The 17,962-nt window shown below is 69.4% G+C and carries 18 protein-coding genes; 11 read left to right on the top strand and 7 right to left on the bottom strand.

The window, feature by feature from the left end:
* Positions 1 to 71: 71 nt before the first annotated feature.
* A complete protein-coding gene (locus HS104_21005) occupies positions 72 to 1,022 on the bottom strand; it encodes a hypothetical protein (protein ID MBE7482448.1) in 951 nt (316 codons plus the stop codon).
* A gap of 79 nt (positions 1,023 to 1,101) precedes the next feature.
* Here HS104_21005 and HS104_21000 point away from each other — a divergent pair, with 79 nt between their 5' ends.
* Both HS104_21000 and HS104_20995 read left to right on the top strand, forming a co-directional pair.
* Positions 1,102 to 2,505: a serine/threonine protein kinase gene (locus HS104_21000; protein MBE7482447.1), complete on the top strand. Its 1,404-nt coding sequence runs from the start codon at positions 1,102 to 1,104 to the stop codon at positions 2,503 to 2,505.
* Between the two features lie 11 nt (positions 2,506 to 2,516).
* Positions 2,517 to 3,317 carry a hypothetical protein gene (locus HS104_20995; protein ID MBE7482446.1) on the top strand — a complete coding sequence of 267 codons (801 nt, stop codon included), beginning with the start codon at positions 2,517 to 2,519 and terminating at the stop codon, positions 3,315 to 3,317.
* Here HS104_20995 and HS104_20990 read toward each other — a convergent pair whose 3' ends face one another.
* Positions 3,318 to 4,718 carry a sigma 54-interacting transcriptional regulator gene (locus HS104_20990; protein MBE7482445.1) on the bottom strand — a complete coding sequence of 467 codons (1,401 nt, stop codon included), beginning with the start codon at positions 4,716 to 4,718 and terminating at the stop codon, positions 3,318 to 3,320. It abuts the gene before it with no gap.
* A 171-nt stretch (positions 4,719 to 4,889) separates the two neighbouring features.
* On the opposite strand from HS104_20990, the gene HS104_20985 reads away from it, so the two are divergent.
* Together HS104_20985 and HS104_20980 are read left to right on the top strand one after the other, a co-directional pair.
* A complete protein-coding gene (locus tag HS104_20985; GenBank protein MBE7482444.1) occupies positions 4,890 to 6,500 on the top strand; it encodes a hypothetical protein in 1,611 nt (536 codons plus the stop codon).
* A gap of 235 nt (positions 6,501 to 6,735) precedes the next feature.
* Entirely contained in the window at positions 6,736 to 7,479 is a 744-nt protein-coding gene (locus HS104_20980; GenBank protein ID MBE7482443.1) for a hypothetical protein, read from the top strand.
* Between the two features lie 35 nt (positions 7,480 to 7,514).
* Here HS104_20980 and HS104_20975 read toward each other — a convergent pair whose 3' ends face one another.
* Positions 7,515 to 8,573: a hypothetical protein gene (locus HS104_20975; protein ID MBE7482442.1), complete on the bottom strand. Its 1,059-nt coding sequence runs from the start codon at positions 8,571 to 8,573 to the stop codon at positions 7,515 to 7,517.
* Between the two features lie 391 nt (positions 8,574 to 8,964).
* Between HS104_20975 and HS104_20970 the strand changes: the two genes are divergently transcribed.
* From HS104_20970 to HS104_20955, 4 genes are all read left to right on the top strand, one after another.
* Complete coding sequence (locus tag HS104_20970; protein MBE7482441.1) at positions 8,965 to 9,225, top strand: ribbon-helix-helix protein, CopG family; 261 nt, start codon at positions 8,965 to 8,967, stop codon at positions 9,223 to 9,225.
* The gene (locus HS104_20965) at positions 9,225 to 9,569 is read left to right on the top strand and encodes a type II toxin-antitoxin system PemK/MazF family toxin (GenBank protein MBE7482440.1); all 345 of its coding nucleotides are present in this window, start codon (positions 9,225 to 9,227) and stop codon (positions 9,567 to 9,569) included. The genes HS104_20970 and HS104_20965 overlap by 1 nt, the downstream gene beginning before the upstream one ends.
* A 324-nt stretch (positions 9,570 to 9,893) precedes the next feature.
* Positions 9,894 to 10,142 (top strand): addiction module protein, encoded by a 249-nt coding sequence (locus HS104_20960; GenBank protein MBE7482439.1) that lies wholly within the window; start codon positions 9,894 to 9,896, stop codon positions 10,140 to 10,142.
* On the top strand, positions 10,117 to 10,416 hold the full coding sequence (locus HS104_20955; protein MBE7482438.1) for a type II toxin-antitoxin system RelE/ParE family toxin: 300 nt from the start codon (positions 10,117 to 10,119) through the stop codon (positions 10,414 to 10,416). Before HS104_20960 ends, HS104_20955 begins: the two co-directional genes overlap by 26 nt.
* Positions 10,417 to 10,665: 249 nt before the next feature.
* Here HS104_20955 and HS104_20950 read toward each other — a convergent pair whose 3' ends face one another.
* From HS104_20950 to HS104_20935, 4 genes are all read right to left on the bottom strand, one after another.
* Positions 10,666 to 11,640, bottom strand: a complete 975-nt coding sequence (locus HS104_20950) for a hypothetical protein (protein MBE7482437.1) — start codon at positions 11,638 to 11,640, stop codon at positions 10,666 to 10,668.
* Positions 11,641 to 12,049: 409 nt separating this feature from the next.
* Entirely contained in the window at positions 12,050 to 12,433 is a 384-nt protein-coding gene (locus tag HS104_20945; protein ID MBE7482436.1) for a PIN domain-containing protein, read from the bottom strand.
* Positions 12,430 to 12,840, bottom strand: a complete 411-nt coding sequence (locus HS104_20940) for a hypothetical protein (GenBank protein ID MBE7482435.1) — start codon at positions 12,838 to 12,840, stop codon at positions 12,430 to 12,432. The genes HS104_20945 and HS104_20940 overlap by 4 nt, the downstream gene beginning before the upstream one ends.
* A gap of 113 nt (positions 12,841 to 12,953) precedes the next feature.
* Positions 12,954 to 13,703 carry a CPBP family intramembrane metalloprotease gene (locus HS104_20935; GenBank protein MBE7482434.1) on the bottom strand — a complete coding sequence of 250 codons (750 nt, stop codon included), beginning with the start codon at positions 13,701 to 13,703 and terminating at the stop codon, positions 12,954 to 12,956.
* A gap of 143 nt (positions 13,704 to 13,846) precedes the next feature.
* Here HS104_20935 and HS104_20930 point away from each other — a divergent pair, with 143 nt between their 5' ends.
* From HS104_20930 to HS104_20920, 3 genes are all read left to right on the top strand, one after another.
* Positions 13,847 to 16,537 (top strand): HEAT repeat domain-containing protein, encoded by a 2,691-nt coding sequence (locus tag HS104_20930; protein ID MBE7482433.1) that lies wholly within the window; start codon positions 13,847 to 13,849, stop codon positions 16,535 to 16,537.
* A 38-nt stretch (positions 16,538 to 16,575) separates the two neighbouring features.
* Positions 16,576 to 17,148 carry a hypothetical protein gene (locus HS104_20925; protein MBE7482432.1) on the top strand — a complete coding sequence of 191 codons (573 nt, stop codon included), beginning with the start codon at positions 16,576 to 16,578 and terminating at the stop codon, positions 17,146 to 17,148.
* Between the two features lie 78 nt (positions 17,149 to 17,226).
* Positions 17,227 to 17,943 (top strand): hypothetical protein, encoded by a 717-nt coding sequence (locus HS104_20920; protein MBE7482431.1) that lies wholly within the window; start codon positions 17,227 to 17,229, stop codon positions 17,941 to 17,943.
* Positions 17,944 to 17,962: the final 19 nt, after the last annotated feature.

Below are 17,962 nucleotides of genomic sequence, written 5' to 3'. Positions count from 1 at the left end.
CGGGTGGTGTGACGTCCGCGTGGGACAGTGACCGTGCAGGGGCCCGCGAGCGTGGTCGTGGTTCACCCGTGTCAGGTCGGGCACACGCTGCCGCTGACGCAAATGCGGGGGTGCGCCCAGACCGTGGGGGTGTCGCAGCACTTCATGCCGGCCGTGCACTCGGTGCAGCTCTCGGCGACCTTGTACTTCACACAGGTCCCCAGAGCGCAGGTCTCGTCGGGTTTGCACTGCTTCGAGCAGGCGCCGCAGTGGTTCGAGTCGCGCAGCTTGTCGAAGCACGACTTGGTGTTGGTGAGCGTGCTCGGGCACTCGATGTGGTCGGCCGGACACGGCGCGCTCGAACACTCGCCGTCGATGCACTTGGAGTTCAGGCAGCGCACCTTCCCCCCGGCCGGCTTGACACAGTGCGAGCCGTCACCGGTGTTGTCGGTGCACGTGAACTCGCACTTGATCTCGTACGTCGACTGATACCACCAGGTCGCGCAATCGTTGGTCCGCGGCCGGCATACGGGAGCCCCGGACACGCAGTACTTCTCCGCCAAGACGACCTTGCCGCAGCCGCCGCAGTTCAACGGATCGCTGTCGGTGCGCGTGCAGCCGCTCGCGCACTTCGTCGTCCCGGCCTGGCAGGTGCAGCTCCCCCCCGAGCACTCCGAGAGCGCTCCGAGCGTGGCTGCGCAAACCACGCCGCAGCTGCCGCAATTGTCCGCGTCGGTCTCGGTGTCCACGCAATCGGCTCCGCAAGCCGAGAGGCCTCCACCGCACGAAGGCCCGCCGTCGTTGCCCGCTGCCGCGCCAGCGCCTCCGGCACCACCGCCGCCGCTCGTGCCGCCCGTGCCGGCTTGCGGCCACCCGGCGACTCCACCGACCCCGCCGCTGCTTCCGGAGCCCGCCACCGAAGCATCGCCCGTCTGCCAGTCGTCCGAGTACCCGTCGAACGACTCGAACAGCGAGCACGCCGAAGCCCAGCTCAGGGCGGCGATGACCAAGGCGCCGCGCTTCACCCGAGAACGATAGCTCAATTCCAGGGGCCGCTATACTGTATGTGTCGTGGAGGAGAAGCCCGAGCTCGACGGTCCGCGCACGCTCGGGCGCTACGTCATGCACGGCGAGATCGCGTCCGGTGGCATGGCGGTCGTCCACTTCGGAAGGCTGCTCGGTCCCGTCGGCTTCTCGCGCACCGTCGCGATCAAGCGCTTGCACGCCCACTTGGCCAAAGACCCCGGTTTCCGCGCCATGTTCCTGGACGAAGCTCGGCTCGCGGCGCGCATCCGGCACCCGAACGTCGTGCCGACGCTGGACGTGCTCGAAGAAGACGACGCGCTCTACCTGGTCATGGACTACGTCCACGGCGAGTCGCTGGATCGCCTGCTGCGCAACGCAGGGCGTCAGGGCGAAGTCGTGCCGCCCGCGATCGCCGCGGGGATCGCCCGCGACGTGCTGAACGGGCTGCACGCTGCGCACGAGGCGACCAGCGAGCGCGGCAGGCCGCTGGGCATCGTCCACCGCGACGTCTCGCCGCAGAACATTTTGGTGGGCATCGACGGACAGGCGAGGGTCCTCGACTTCGGAGTCGCCAAGGCCCAGGCGCGCATGCAGCTAACGGCCGAGGGCCAGCTCAAGGGCAAGATCGCCTACATGGCGCCCGAGCAGGTCGACCAGACCGCGCTCGACCGCCGCGCCGACGTCTGGTCCCTGTCGGTCGTGCTCTGGGAAGCGCTCACGGGCAAGCGCCTCTTCGTCGGCGATCACCCGGCTCAGCTCATGAAGGTCGTGCTCTCGCAGCCGATCCCTTCTCCCAGGGAGATCGCGCCCCACGTGCCCGAAGCGCTCGGCACGCTGGTCATGCGCGGTCTGGAGCGCGACCGCGAGGCTCGCTTCGAGAGCGCAGAGGCCATGGCGCTCGCCATCGCGGCCACCGGGCTTTCGGCGCCGCACCACGAGATTGGGGCCTTCGCCACGCGCGTGTCCGGCGACTCGCTGACGAAGCGCGCCAGAGTGCTCGCGGACATCGAGGCCGGCGCGACCTCGAGCGGTCCCTTCGCCCTGCCGCGGCCGGTCGCTCCCGACGCGGAGCTCGCGGCAGCCGACGCGCGCACCCTGGTCGCGACCAGCCTCACCAACGCCGAGACTCAGCGGCTCGAGCGCCCCGCAGCCCGCGGTGGCAGAGCCCGCCCCTTGGCCTTCGTCGCGGTCGCCGCCGTCGCGGGCGGGCTCGGTGCCGCTGCGACCGTGCTCATTCGCACCGAGCCTCCGGCGCCCGCAGCGCTCAGCGTGGCGCCCGCAATCACCCCTCTGGCGTCCGCGCCCGAGCCGCCTGCCCCGCCGCCGGTCAGCGCCGAACCGCCGGCGCTGCCGCCGGACGCCGGACCCGCGAAGGCGCCTCGAACCCGTGCCTGGAAGCCCCCCGCGCCGGCCAAGCCGGCAGCCGCCGGACGCAGCGACTGCGTCCCTCCCTACATCGAGAAGGACGGGGTCCGCGTCCCCAAGCTCCATTGCCTGTGAGAGCGCTCCGCATGGCACTGGTCGCCCTGACCGCGCTCGGCATCGCGAGCACGGCGCGCGCCGAGCCCACCACGGACTCGACCAAGCTCGCGTGCGCGGTGGCGTACGAGCAGGGCCAGCGCCTGCGCAAGGACGGGCGCCTCCTGGCGGCTCGCGCCCAGCTGCTGGCGTGCAGCGACGCCGCCTGTCCGTCGGTGTTGCAGGGAGACTGCACGCGCTGGCTCACGGAGCTGGACCTGACCATCCCCACGGTCCTGCTCTCGGCGCGCGACGCGAGCGGCGCCGAGCTCTCCGACGTGCGCGTCGAGCTCGACGGCAAGCTCTTGACCACCAGCCTCGACGGCAAGCCCGTGCAGGTCGATCCGGGCGTGCGCAACTTCCGCTTCTTCGCCCGGGGCAAGACCCTCGATCGCGAGGTCACGCTCGAGCCCGGCGACCAGGGGCGAGCGGTCTCGGTCTCCTTCGGCGCGATCGCCAAGGCCGACGCCGCCCGGTCGGCGGGCGGCGTGCCCACCGCGACCTGGGTGCTCGCGGGCGTCGGCGTGATCGGAGTCGCAGGCTTCGGATATTTCTCCCTCGACGGTCGGGCAAAGAAGGACGACCTCGAACGCTGCAAGCCCAGGTGCGACCCCGCAGATGTCGATGCCGCGCGGCGCTCGTTCGTGATCGGCGACGTGTTCCTGGCAGTGGGCCTCTCCGCGCTGGCGGGTGCGACCATCGTCTACGCCACGGCGCCGAAGGAACGACCGAGCGGCCTCCGGCTCTCGCCGGCGCTCGGCGTGGGCAGCGCGTCGATTCTGGGTCGCTTCTGATCAGCCGCGGAAGTCCGACGGATCGAGGCCGAAGCGACGCATCCAGCGGTGGATCTGCACGCGGTCCTTGCGCATTTCGCGCGCCACGGCGGCGACATTGCCGCGGTGACGGACGAGCGCCTCGCGCAGGAGCTCGGCATCGGGTGCGGTCGCGTCGGTCGCCGCTGCCGATGCCGCTTCGCGTGGGTCGCCGTAGCCGGTCAGTCCCTCGAGCACGCTCTCGGGCAGATGCTCGAGCTCGAGCGAAGCCGTGGGCGGCGCGCCCTTCGCGTCGAGCAGGGCAATCGCCCTGCGCACCAGAGACTCGAGCTCGCGCACGTTGAACGGCCAGTCGTGGTGACACAGCGCCGCCGCCGCCGGCGTGGAGATCGACACGTCCTTGCGCCCGTGTTTGGCGAACAGGTGGCGGGTCAGCGGCATCAGCTCCTCCTTGCGCGTGCGCAGCGGGGGCAACAGCGCCACGTGGCCGCTCAGGCGTGCGTAGAGGTCGGCGCGAAAGCTCCCGGCCTCGACCAAGCGCGGCAGGTCGCGATTGGTCGCTGCCACGAAGCGCACGTCCACTCGCTCCGGCGTGGTCGCCCCGAGGGGAAAGAGCTCGCCGGTCTCGAGCACCCGCAGTAGCTTCGCTTGCGCCTCTCGGCCGAGGTCCCCGACCTCGTCCAAGAACAGGGTGCCGCCGTCCGCCGAGCCGATGAGCCCCAGCTTGTCGCGATCGGCGCCGGTGAAAGCGCCCCGCCGGTGGCCGAACAGCTCGCTCTCGACGATGTGTGTCGGAACGGCGGCGCAGTTGAGCGCGGCGAAGCGCCCGCGACGCCCGCTCTGCGCGTGCACCGCTCGCGCCGCGAGCTCCTTGCCCGTGCCGGTCTCGCCCAGGACCAAGACCGCGAGGTTGGACGGCCCGACCGCGCGGAGCGCGTCGAAGACGGCGCGAGTCTGCGGACCGGCCACCCGCTCCGTCGCAGACACGGGTCGATCGATTCGATGCCCGGCGAAGGCGTCGATACCCCTCGCCACGAACACGAAGATCGCGTCACCGACGCGCAGCTCGTCTTGGTGCTCGAGCACGGCCTCGCCGACGCGCCTTCCGTTCACGAGTGTGCCGTTGCGGCTGTCCAGATCCGTCACCGTCCACCCGCCGGGCGCGCGATGGACGCGGGCGTGGACGCGCGAGACCGCCGTCTGCGGCAGCGTCAGCCCGCCAGCGGGTGTTTCGCGCCCGATCATCAACGGTTCGCTCGCCGAGAGCTCGACCACGTGGGGCACGGCGCGGGGGTCCGGCGCGTGCAGGAGGACCAGCCCGGCTCGCTCGCCCGAAGTCGGGCGGAGCGGCGCTTCACCGAGCAGGTGGAGATCCTCGGTGCCCGCCGTTTCCGAGTCCGAGAAGCGCGGGCGGTCGGGCATGGGATCGTCGCGGTTATACCCCAGTTCTCGAGCGTGACACGTCACGTGACAGGTCACGCGTGGAGCCGCGTCGAGCGCGCGCATTCGGGCGCGATCACGCCTGCTTCGTTCGCCCACACTGGAGATTTCCGGTCGGCTCGGTTGGACGACTTCTTGCTCTCTGTCGGCCGCATGCACCTTCACCGACCCCTCACCGCCCTGATTTCCTTTGGCCTGCTCCTCGGCTGCGGCACCACGCCGGACGACGTCGCGAGCAACGAGCCGAGCGCGCCCCCGAGCGGGAGCTCCGTGGACGCGGGCACCCCCGAGGACACCTCACCGATGCCCTCGTCGGGCTCCGACGCAGGCTCGGGTGGGGCTGCAGGCGCGGGCGGGGCCGCGGGTGGACCCGGCACGCCGCTGCCGAAGCTCGCGCCCGCCAAGAACCTCGCGATGAGCGAGATCGCCGTGTTCCAGGGCGTGAAGGTCCCGATCATGAAGGCTGGCCAAGAGCACGACCCTTCGAAGTCGGTGCATCCGGTGGCCGGTCGCGCCGGGTTCGTCCGCGTCTACGTCGAGCCCCAGAGCGGCTTCACGCCCCAGACGGTGACCGCGCGCCTAACGCTCACGCGCCCCGGCGCCGCGCCGACCTCGATCGAGGCGACGCTGTACGTGGACGAAGCGTCGGAAGAGAGCAACCTGGACTCGACGCTCAACGTCCCGTTTCCCGCGGGCGCCGTCGAGACCGACACCAGCTACAGCGTCGAGCTCCTGACCCCACCGGAGCAGGTGAACGGCTCCGTGACCGGCGCGCGCTTTCCGAGCACGGGAGAGCTGCCGCTGCACGCCTGGGACACCGGCTCGGTCTTCAAGGTGAAGCTCGTACCAGTCCTGAACAACGGCAAGCTGCCGGAGCTCGGCGCCGCGCAGCTCGAGCTCTATCGGCAGGAGCTCCAGGCGATGTACCCGGTGCGCAAGGTCGAGCTCACGGTGCGCGAGGCGTACGACTACCCCGGCACCGTGTACGCCGGAGGCTCGGGCATTTCGTCCTTGCTGACCGCGGTGACCAACCTGCGTCAGAAGGACGGCGCGCCCGACGACGTCTACTACTACGGAGCGTTCCGCGCGACGGAGACGTATTCGGGCTACTGCTCCGGGGGCTGCACGACCGGGATCTGCCACCTGGTCGGCAGCTCGACCGACACCTATTCGCGGGCCTGCGTCGGCGTGGGCTACAAGGGGTCGTCGGCCGCCGGCACCATGGCGCACGAGCTCGGGCACGCCCACGGTTTGCCCCACGCGCCCTGCGGCAGCGTGGCTGGGCCGGACTCGAGCTTTCCGTACACGGGCGGCAAGATCGGAGCCTGGGGTTGGGACTCGAGGGACGACACGCTGGTGGAGCCCGCCACCCGCGACTTCATGAGCTACTGCAACCCTTCCTGGATCAGCGACTACAACTTCGATCGACTGCTCCACCGCATGAACAAAGTGGCGAACCAGACCGCTTCCGACACCGGAGCCGGCTCCGAGCAGGCCTCCGAGTGGCAGACGGCCGAGGTGCTCTCGGACGGAACCTTGGTCTGGAGCGACGTCGTGACGCTCCGCCGCGCGCCGGACGCCGAGCCGCGGGCCGTCGTGTTCGAGCGCGCCGGCAGAGACACCGGCAAGGCGGTCGCGCAGTTCTATCCGCTCGCGGATCGGCCGGGCGGCACCTTGCTCGTGCCGAAACGCGCGGAGCCGTGGGACGCCGTCCGCGTGGCGGATCTCGCGGGCCGCACGGTGCGCGCCCCCGCGGCGCCTTAGCCGCTGCTTCGGAACATCGACTCGAGCTCGGCGCTCGCCGCCACGCCATCGAACCGAAGATCGACCAGGTCTCGACAGCCCTCCCCTCGAGTCGCGGCGCGCCATGGCCGCAGCATGGCCTGCTCCTCCGACGCTGCTTCAGGAAGCGTCCAACCAGCATCGTTCGACTTCTTCGAACGTCTCGTTCGGATTGTTCTACTGGTGGAGACGAAGCTCACGTGGGAGCGTCTCGAGCATGGGAGCGAGCGCAGCGGGTGTCGGCGTGGCGGTCTGTTTGCTGCTGGCAGCAGCGGGCTGCTCGAACAGCTCCGCCGACGCGGGCGGAACTGGTGGCTCGGCGGGCAGCGGCGGCGCGGGTGGCAGCGCTGGCGGTGGTGCGGGCGGCAGCGCCGGGACCAGCGCGACCGGCGGCACCGCAGGCTCTGCCAGCGGCGGCGCGGCGGGCGGCGCTGGCGTGCTCTTCCACGACGACTTCGACGTCGCAAACCCCGCCTGGCACTTCGACACGGGGGATCCGACCGCGACCTACGACCTTGCGGCTGGCGGCCTCACGGTGAAGGGCGGGAGCCTCCAGGCCTTCGGGTGGATCGAGCCGGACCCCTCGTGGGGCGACGACGTCGAGGTCGTGGCTCGCTACCGCATCGAGACCGGCCTCGTGGGCGGCGTCGTGGTTCGAGGTGAGCCGACCACCTGGGATGCGGTGAACTGCAACCTGCGCGACGACTACGAACAGCTGCGGCTCGCCGAGCACACGGCGCGCACGTATCTCACGCTCGACTCCGCAGCTTCGACCGTCGATCTCGGCGTGGACTATGCGGTTCGGGCGCGCATCGTGGGCGACACGCTCGACTGCTCCGAGGCCGGGGGTGCCACGGTGTCGCGGAGCTCGATTCAGCGCACGAGCGGCGTGATCGGGTTCTTCGTGTACCAGGGGAGCGTGCGCTTCGACTCCTTCGAGGTGAAGAAGGCATCGAACTGAGCTGGTCCCTGGACGAGCTGCCCGATGATACGGGGTCAGTAGCAGAGCCCGAAGGTGCCAACCACCGTCGGGTTCGTGGCCTTGCAGGTCTTGAAGGTGCCAGTGCAATCCGCGTCCGAGCAGCACATCTTGTGGCACAGATTGTCGTCGTCGCAGTTCATCGTCGGCTTGCACCAGGGCCCCGTGGCGTTGTTGCACGCCTGCCCCTCCAGCTTCGGGCCTTCCGGGAAACAGACGAACCCCGCACTCGTGCCGTTGTACGCCAGATCGCAGGCAGCCCCAGCCTGGCAACCCACGTTCGTCACGGGATTGCACTGCACCACGACCGAGCCCGGCTTCACGCACGACGGGTCGAGCCCGAAGCCGGCATCCGCTCCCCCACTGTCCGAGCTCCCGGAGTCCGGCGCCGCCCCGTCCGACGGACTCGCGTCTCCGCCCGCGTCTGCCGCGGCGTCGCCCGCCCCCGCGTCGGCCAGGCACGCGCCCTTGATGCACGGCGAGTTGGCGCACGCGTTGCCGCAGGCGCCGCAGTGAATCGGGCTCACTTGCAGCGGTTCCTCGCATCCGTTGCCGGGCACGCCGTCGCAGTCTCCCCAGCCCGGAGCGCAGGTGACTACGCAGACGCCGTTGACGCACGAGGGGAGGCCCGTCGTCGTGGGGAGGCAGTACTTGCCACAACCGCCGCACGAGCCGAGGCTCGTCGAGGTGTCCGTCTCGCAGCCATTGGCAGGATTGCCGTCGCAGTCCTGAAACGGGCCCTGGCACCCGGCATCGGCCTCGACGGCATCGGCCTCGACGGCATCGGCCTCGACGGCATCGGCCTCCCCGGCGCTGTCGGCAACCGAGCCGTCCTGCCCGCCCGCGCCAGCCTCCGAGCCGCCGGTCCCTCCCCCGGCCTGGCCTCCGCTGCTGGTCTCCAACGTCACGTCGCTCGCGGCGTCCGCTGCCCCGCTCCCGCCGCCGCCCGATGAACCCGGCTCGTCTCCACACGCTCCGCTCAGGCTCGAAGCCATGCCCAACAACACCAACATCGCGAGCCGGCGCAGAGTCTTCATCTTGTTCGCCTCACCGCCGGCGAGGTGTGAAAAGTCCATGCCAACGATACACCCAGCCCCGCGAGCGACGATAGGCCGCACCGGCCCGATCGCAGAGCAACGCGAGGACTGTTCGTGAACGTTCGCGAACGTTCGCGAACACCCCGCTGCACCGTCGTGGTGTGCGTGCTCACCGGCAACGAGGCACACGCCAACGGGAGCCTTGCGCTCGAGTCGACGACTCTTCTCGACCGACCCGCGCCGACCTTTCTGATTGCGCGAAACTGGCACATCCACGCATTGCGGACGTGACGGCGAGAGCGTTTGAGAACCTGCCGTTCGTGGGCACCGCGAAGTGCTCGCAGTGTTCGCGACGCACCGCTCGAGGAGGCGTGGTCCGTGGCGCTCGACCGCATTGACGCCGCTGGTAATACCGGTAATACTCGGCCGCATGAAGACGGCCGTGTCCTTGCCGGACGATCTGTTTCGACTCATCGACGCGCGGGCGCGCGCTCTCAAGATCTCTCGCAGTGCCTTGCTCGCGAGGGCGGCCCGGGAGTTCCTCGAGAAGGGGACGCCGGCGGCCGACGTGACGGCGGCGTGGAATACTGCCATCGACAGCGGCGGGCAGCCTGGAGACGATCCAGCCGCGCTGGCGTTTCGCCGGCGGGCGAAGCGGGTGCTCCGAACCGGCAAGGCGAAGAAGCGTTGATTCGGCGTGGGCAGATCTGGTGGGTCGATTTCTCCGACCCGCGCGGCTCGGAGCCGGGATTCCGTCATCCAGCGCTCGTCCTGCAGCGAGACGAAGTCAACGCGAGTCGGATCAGCACCGTCGTGGTGTGCGTGCTCACCAGCAACAAGGCACACGCCAAGGCGCCCGGGAACACGCTGCTCGAACGCCGCCACACCGGTCTCCCGAGGGACTCGGTGGCGAACGCGTCACAGATCTCCACCGTGGACAAGGCGGACTTGGATGAGCTCGTCGGCGCTCTGCCACCGCCCGTCCTCCGTGCTGTTTGCGAAGGGCTGCGCTGGTTCTTGGACTTGGGAGAGTGACCCGCCCCACTCACCTCCCCATCCCATGACTCCTCGCCAGATGAGCCGCTCTTCCTGCCTCCCCTCGCGTCGCTTCGCTCCGCGGTCCCCTCCTTACCCGGCGCGCGCGAGCGGTGATGTCTTGCCAAGACCACTGGCGTCTTGCCGGTGCTCGCGCGTGCGCGGGTGGAGGGGACGCGTCGGTCCGCGCTGGGTGCGCTCTCGCCACCTGGGGGCCCCGCAATGCGGCGGGGTCGGAAGCTCGGCCGGCTCTTGGTCTCGACGTACCAGGCCGACCCAAGAAGCGGCTGTGGCCCAAGACGCGCGCTCTGGTACAGTTCGTCCATGGACGCCGACCAACTCCTGCAGGAAGCCCTCCGCCTTCCTGTCGAAGCTCGAGCGAAGCTCGTTGGCGATTTGATTTACAGCCTGGACGACGCCCCACCCGACACCGATCGCGACGTTGCGTGGGCGATCGAGATCCGACGTCGTCTAGCCGCTTACGACGCAGGCGAGCTGCACTCTGTCCCCGGTGATGACCTCCTGCGCGACTTGAGGACGATCGCGAGTGGCGGCGGAACTCGAGGTACTTGACGCAGCGGCGGACGAGGCGCGAGAAGCCGCCCGCTGGTACGCTGAGCGCAACCCGCTCGCTGCGGCAGCGTTTGAGCTCGAGGTTCGGCACGCCTTCCACGAGATTACGGAAACGCCCGACTCCTGGCCTACGCATGTCGAAGGAACACGTCGCTTCCTTCTTCACCGATTCCCGTACGAAATCGTGTACCGCCTTCTTGGCGCAAGCGTCCTGGTTCTGGCGGTCGCACACTGCAAGCGGCGGCCCGGGTACTGGCGTGAGCGAGCGGTCTGACGAGAAATTGAAGCAGACGAGGCCTGCCTTGCCGCCCGGCTGCTCTGCGTAGCTACGCCCTCACCTCCCCATCCCATAACTCCTCGCCAAATAAGCCGCTCTTCCTGCCTCCCCTCGCGTCGCTTCGCTCCGCGGTCCCCTCCTTACCCGGCGCGCGCGAGCGGTGATGTCTTGCCAAGACCACCGGCGTCTCACCGGTGCTCTCGCGCGCGCGGGTGGAGGGGACGCGTGGCTCCGCGCCCGGTGCGCTCACCGAGTTGGAGCGTGGGGTGCGGCAATGCCGCTCCGTCTCAAGGCCTCCTCGGCCCCGGGGTCGTGCACGATGTCTGCGCCCGTTCTTCTCGTTGGCACCTCGGGAACCAAGCCGGCGGGCACGACGACGAGCTTGTCGGGGCAAACGCCCTGGGCAGCGTACGCTGCTCTGACCGCTTCGGCTCGCTCGCGATCCAAGCTGGGCACGTATTCGTCTTGGAAGAAGTATCCGAGCACGTACACCCGCCCCGGTACTCGCGCCACGTCCGCGGCCGGGTAAGGCAAGCCCCAGTCGTTGATGGATGCCGAGCCTCGCTGAAAATAGACCTCGTTGCCGCGCCTCCAGCCCACGACGGGGCGCCTCGAGATCACCCAATGGCCGAGCTCGTCGCACGACGCATTCATCAGCGCGATCGAGTCACCCGGAACGCATGGCGCATTTTCGTCGAAGCTCTCGAGCCAGCATCCGTCGCCCCGCTTCGCCAACGGGACACCGCTCGAGGAGTCACGCCCCTCGCACGGAATGCCGAGGCCTTCAGGGAGCGACGAGCAATCGCCCCAACAGCGGCGGACGCTCCGAGCATCCGAAAGGCACGTGAGCCGCTGGTACGCATGCACGCGGGTCATGCCCGGGAACGAGCCCAGAGACCGCCTCGCCAAACCCGCATCGGGCAGTCGCGGAGAGATTTGCCCGTGGTCATTCGCGCCCCAGCACGCGAGCTCGCCGCTCGCCGAGAGCACGCACACGTGGCCCGCTCCCACGGCGAGCTCCCCGGTCCCCATGGGTGCGGGATCGCCGAGAGCGGGAACGAATCGAAATACCTTGCCGCGCCTGTCGCGTGTGTAGATTGCCCGCCGAAGCGCGTGTAGCTCCGTGACGTCCTCGAGCTGCACGCGGCCGATGACTCTGCCCTTCACCGACAACTCGATGTGGTGGTCCTTGGCGAGCACGGAGACCCAAGCGCCTTTCACACGCAGCCAGAACCCCCGGCCACGGAGAGCTCCACCACCTTGGGCAGCCCCTGAACCACGCGCAACGCTGGCTCTTTGCTGGACCAGCACAGAACCGTGCCAGTGCCGTCGAGTGCGCAGCCGGCGTCGCCTCCGAGCTCGAGTTGATGCACGGAGCCCGACCACTGGTTTGCGCCCGACACAGGCAAGTGGTCGGACACCGGCGCGGTGTGTTGGCTCGTGCAAGCGCTTCCCAGCAAGAGTAGCGCGCCTCGCCGCATCGCCAGTTTCAGCGTAACGGCGCGCGCTCGGCTATGCAACTTGGCGTGTCTGTCCCAGGGTGTCATCGCTGCCAGGGCCTCGGCAGCTTCACGGGCGATCGCGTAGAGCGTGTCGTCGGCACAGCCTCGGACCACGAGCGTCGTCGCGACTACGCTGCGAGCACGACCACCCGAGGAAACTGTGCGCGCAACGCCACGAAGTCTTCGATGTCGCCGGTCAAGACGACGGCGTCCAGGAGCGCCGCGGTGGCCATCACCATGGCGTCGATCGTTCGCTTGGAGTCGACCTCCCGCATCCTGGCGAGTGCAATGCCGGCTGCTTGCGCAGCGGCGACTGAGGCTACGATCTCCGTCGCGCCGAGAATCTCCTCGCGAGCATCGGTCCGACCGCGCCACCATTCTGCGATGACCGGCAGGGGAACGATGAGCCGTGCCCTGCCGATGGCTGCGAGACGGAAGAACCGCGCCGCCCGCTGCTTCCCTCGCTCCACCGACACGAGCGCGCCGGTGTCGAGAACGTACCTCGGGATCAAGCGGCTTTTCCGCCGCGGCCGCGGTGCTTTGCGCCGGCGACCTCTCGCGCGATTTCCCCCTCGAGCTCGGCGGCCTGGTCCGGCGTCAGGCTGGGGATGCGGTGCCTCGACAGGTAAGCGCCTGCAGCCAAGCGCCTACGCGCCTCCTCCGCGAGGTCGGTGACGAGGGCTGACAGATTGCCGCCGAACTCCTTGTCGGCGAGCGCGCGCAGCGCCCGCTTCGTCTTTGCGTCGACGGACACCGAGAAGGTCTCCGTGGCCCCGCTTCGCCGGTTCTTCTTGCGCTTCATGCTTAAAGTGTAGCACAAACGAGCGCAGAGCTTCGCCGGAGTTTCCCCTTCGGCGGAAGCATTGCGCACCTGCGGGGCGTCGATGTCGCCCAATCGATCCATCGGTTTTTCGCGCACCGACGCCGCGCGGCCAAACGGAGAGGGTGAGCGTTGCTCATGCCGGCGCGATGGCCGCCGCGCGGCCAAACGGAGGGGGTGAGCGCTGGGCCACGAGCCCACCCGCCGCCCGCTCACCGCCCCATCCCGTAACTCCTCGCCAGATACGCCGCGAACAAGTTGCACAGCGCATGGAACACGATGCCCGCGCCGATGCCCTTGGTGCGCGCGCGGAGCCACCCGAACGCGAGCGCCGGGAAGAACACCGCGAGCCGATTCGGATGGACCTCCGTCGCGAAGTGTCCGAGCGCGAAAAGCGCGGCGGAGACCAGCACGCCCCAACCGAGCTCCGCACCCAAGATCTTCCAGCGTGGCTTCCAGGCGTCGTCGAGGGCGGTCTGCAGGTAGCCCCGGTAGAAGGCTTCTTCGGGCAGCGCGATCACCAGGAGCTGGCCGAGCACGTCGTCGCCGAGCGCGGGCAGGGCGCCGGGCACGAAGGCGTGGCGGGGCCTCCACCACCACAGGTAGCCGAGCCAGAAGAGCGGGAAGATGGCGAGCGCGAGGCCAAGGGCCCAGGCCAGCGCCCGCGCCGCGTCCTTGCCGATGCGCGCAGGGGAGAGCGGCTCCGGGTCGAGCAGACCGCCGAGCGCGAGCCCGTAGTGCTCCGGGGGCAGCGGGTGATCTCGCCGGAGTGCGACCACGTAGGTGGCGGCGAGGAAGCCCAGGCCCACCGCCGTGGCCGCGTAGTTGTCGGGCATTCCGTAGGAAAGCCCCGTGACCAGCGCGGTCGTGGCGACCGCGACCCCGAGCGGCCGGAGCCAGAGGCGCGGGCCTTGCTGCGGCGCGGCGGGCTCGACCGCGGGCGAGAGCGGCGCCTCACTCACGGCAGGTTTCCCGGATCTTTCCGCCGAATGGGCGGCTCTTTGCTTCAGGTCGCCCCGGTCCTGAGATAAGGTCGCGGCCGCTCGATGTGCGGGCTCGGGCGCCGACGTCGTCGACGACGAGGCCGCACAGCGTCGGAGGAAAAATGCTCGAACCGATCTCGCCGTCCCCGCAGCCTGGCTCTCGGCCCGTTCCACCGTTCGCCGGCGAAGAGCCGAGCGAACGCGTCGACCTCGCCAAATGGCCGCCCGACGACGACGCGCCCGCCGGCGGCGGCGGCAACCCGCAGCTGCCCGGCGCCGGCTCCCCCGGATCGTTCGACACCGGCGACGGCGATTTCAAGAAGGGCCGCTTCAACCCCTTCGTGATCCTGATCGGGTTGGTGGCCGTCATCGGGCTCGGCTTGTTCCTGTTCATCGGCTTCAAGAAGGACGCCGAGAGGCTCACCATAGAGCAGGTCGAAGAGCGGAAGAAAGCGACCTTCATCCTGCCCAAGGCGGAGCAGCTGCCCAAGTGGCGGGAGTGGGCCGCCTCCGAGTCCAGCGACGAGCTGGTCCAGGAGTCGCTCAAGCAGCTGGCGTTCGCCAAGGATCCGGCCGGCGTGGACCTGGCGATCAAGGCGCTGACCCGGCCCAGCGAGCCGATCCAGTCGATGGCGGCGACGTGCCTCGCCGAGTACGGCTTGCCGATGGCAGAGGCCGCCAAGGGCCCGCTGCTCCAGGCGCTCCCCAAGGCGGGCCCCGGCGCCAAGCCGCAGGTCGCCTGGGCGCTGGTGGTGCTCGGCGAGTCGAGCGCTTTCGACAAGATCATGGAGCTCTACCGCGCCGGCCATCTGTCGAAGGTGCAGCGCCTGGGCGGCGGGGTGGCCTTCGACCCCGAGAAGATCGTCAAGCTCATCGACCTGGACAAGCTCGCGACCTTCGCTGGCGACGAGAGCCCGGCGGTGCGCCAGCTCGTGGCCACCGTGCTCGCGCGCAACGCCTCGCCGAAATACACCGACGTGCTGATCAAGCTCGTGCAGGACACCGACGCGGAGATCGCCCGCCAGGCGGCGCCGGGCCTGGGCAAGATCGGCGACCAGCGGGCGCGCGAGCCGCTGATCTCGGCCCTGAAGAAGACCGACAAGGAGAGCCGTAAGAAGTACCTGGCGGCGCTCAAGGACGGCATCGGCTGCGAGGGCCTGATCCTGGCCTTGCAGTCCAACGACACCGACATCGAGAAGAGCTGGTTCCAGACCAAGGTCATCTTCGACCTGGCGCGTGAGCTGGCCGATCCGCGCTGCGGCGACTCGATGCTCAAGTTTCTGGAGACCAAGCCCAACATCCACTGGCAGACCGAGGCCGCCACGGCCATGGCCGAGGTGGGCGACGTGCGGGGCGTGCCGACCTTGGCCAAGCGCCTGCGCATGGATCCGCTGAAGATCTACAGCGACCAATACGACCACGAGCAGCTCTTGAAGCGCGACGACCAGGAGCGCGTGGTGGCCGCGCGCATGCTCGCCGACCTCGCCGTCCTGCACCCCGACCAGCGGGAGTTCATCCGCAAGGAGAGCGAGGACGCGGTCATCTTCTGGATCCACGAGATGCCTTCGCCGCACGCCAACGGCCTGCGCGCCTTGGCCGCGATGGAGTCCACCAAGGACATCGCCCAGCTCCGCAAGTGGGCGGACCCCGACAAGCCGCTGCCCCGAGAAGGCCAGCAGCCGCCGTTCCCCGAGGAGTGGGTCGTGGCTCAGAGCGCGATGCGCTACATCGGCTGGCTCAAGGACGAGCAGAGCTGGGGCGTGCTCGAGAAGGCACTCACGCGCCGCGATCCGAAGCTGGATGTGACCATGGACGGCCTGATGGCCGGCGGCCTGGCCATCCTGGGCATGACCCTGCGCGCCCTGGGCGTCGGCGCCGCCGACGGCATGGCCCAGTGGCAGAACCCGAAGGCCTTCAAGCCGCTGATGAAGTACATCGAGGAGCCCAAGGAGAACGAGCAAGCGCGCATGGCGGCGTGCGCCGCCCTGCCTTGGGTCGCGAGCAAGGAGGACATGCTCGAGGTCGCCAAGAAGGTGCAGGAGTACAACAAGCCGGACAAGGCCGACTCCCAGCGCCGCGCCTGCCTGCTCGAGTCCTTCATCCGCCGTCCGGTGCCCGGCATCGCCAGCGCGCTCTTGCCGATGCTGAACGCCGAAGCGGCGATGGAGACCCGGCACCAGGTCGCGGCCGCCATCGGCAAGACCGGCTTCGACCAGGACGTGGAGCAGAAGCTGTTCGAGCTGATGAAGACGGAGTCGCTGGTCACGGACGCAGCGCTCGCGCTGATCCTGGGCGGCAGTCCCGACACGGCCAAGCGCGCCGTGGCGATGTTCGCCGACAAGCCGAAGACCACCGTCGAGGAGCTCCAGAACCTCTGGTACGACGCCTTCGGTTACTGGTCCCACGAAGATTTGGAGAGCGGCCGCATCTTCAAGTGGGTGGACAACGCCATCGCCATCCAGCAGGTCGAGCTCAAGGGCGTGCCCCAGGACTGGGCGCCGTTCCTGCTGATGAAGCAGTTCGACAACCTCCAGTACGACAACGGCCCGCACTCCTTCACTCGCGTGGTGCTGCGCGTCCGCCTGATGCGCATGGCCAAGGACCAGAGCAAGAAGGAGCTGATGGAGGGCGCCATCCGCACCCTGAAGTTCATGAAGGAGCAGGGCGTGCTCTTGGCGCTGCGCGACGAGAAGGGCCCGACCGGCGAGCTGGCGAGCCAGGCCTACTTCGAGCTGATGAACCCCAAGGTCATCACCGACGTGAAGGTCCCCGAGAGCGACACGGGCGGGGGCGGGGGCAAGAAGAAGGAGTGAGCGGACGCCGAGTCTCCGCACCGAGAGGGGCGCTCGTCGTGAGCGCCCTTCTGGCATTTGCGCTCACGGGCTGCGGGAAGAAGCACGCCGCTGCGCCGGCGAGCGAAAAGGGCCCGCGCATCATCCAGCTCGTCGCGACCCCGGGCGTGGTGGTCAAGCAAGCCTGCACGCCCAGCGGTACGGAGCAGTGTTTCAACGCGCGCGACGACAACTGCAACGGCATCATCGACGAGGGCTGCGGCGTCGCGACGGGGCTCGTGCAGTTCGCCGTCGCCTGGAGCCAGCCCAACGCCGACGTGGACCTGGAAGTGACGGACCCGAACGGCGAGCTCGCCGAGGTGGGGCGTGCGGCCAAGAGCGGCCTGGTCAAGGATCGCGACTGTCCCGGCAAGGCCAACGCCTGCCGCGGCCAGAACATGGAGAACGTGTACCTGGAGGAGGGCGATCCGCCTCGAGGCAAGTACCGCGTGCGCGTGCGGCTCGAGAAGCTGGGCGGCGAGAACCCGCCCATCCAGGTGATGCTGGGCGCACGCGTCGGGCCCAAGACCTACTCGCTCGAGCTCGAGCTGACCAAGCCCGAGGACGAGCGAGTCGTCGTCATCGAGCTGTAGGGGAAACGGCGCAGGTGTTGCGCGCCGGCACGGCGCTCGCGCTTGGCGGCCCGCTGTCCGGCCGCTAGCATTCCGTCGATGCGACGCGATCAGGTTCGTCTCGGGTCGTGCGGAGCAGTGCTTCTCCTTCTGATCTGGGCTTGTAGCTCGAGCAGCACCAACACCGCGAACGCTGGCGGGGCCAGCGGTTCGGCGGGAAGCGGAGGAGCAACCGGCGGGACGAACGCCGCGGGCGGCAGCGCCGGCGCGGCCACGGGTGGCGAAGGCGGTACTGCCGGCGCGGCCACCGGAGGCAGCGGCGGAGCCGCAGGGGCCGGCGGCAGCAGCGATGCGTCAGTCGATGCGCCGGTCGACGTCGCGGTGGAGGCATCCGCTCCCGTCGTGGGCGTCGCGGGGTCGGTCTGGTGCGGCGAAGCTGCGCCGAAGTGCAGCCTCGCGAACGGCGGCAAGTGTTGCTACTCGAGCGGCGACGCGGGTCCGAGCTTCGTCTGCCAGGCGTCGGCCGCCTCGTGCTCGACGCTCACCATCCAGTGCGACAGCAACAACGACTGCGCGTCGGGGCAGGTCTGTTGCCTGATCTCGAAGTTGCTGAACCCCTCGTCATCGGCCACCTGCAAGGCCACGAGCGAGTGCGAGAAGACCACCTTGGACGGCGGCGCCACCACTACCTTCGCGACCCAGCTCTGCGATCCGACCAAGACCTCCCCGACGGAGTGCGTCTACCCTGCCGGGGCGAGCTGCAAGCCGGTGACGACGAGCTCGCTGCCCAAGCAGTACTTCATCTGCGCAAAGTAGCGGCCTTCGACCGTGCGGC

The sequence above is a fragment of the Polyangiaceae bacterium genome, assembly GCA_015075635.1.
Taxonomy (GTDB): domain Bacteria; phylum Myxococcota_A; class Polyangia; order Polyangiales; family Polyangiaceae; genus JADJKB01.
The sequence above is the reverse complement of the archived record's forward strand: the minus strand, read 5'-3'. Positions and strand labels throughout refer to the sequence as shown.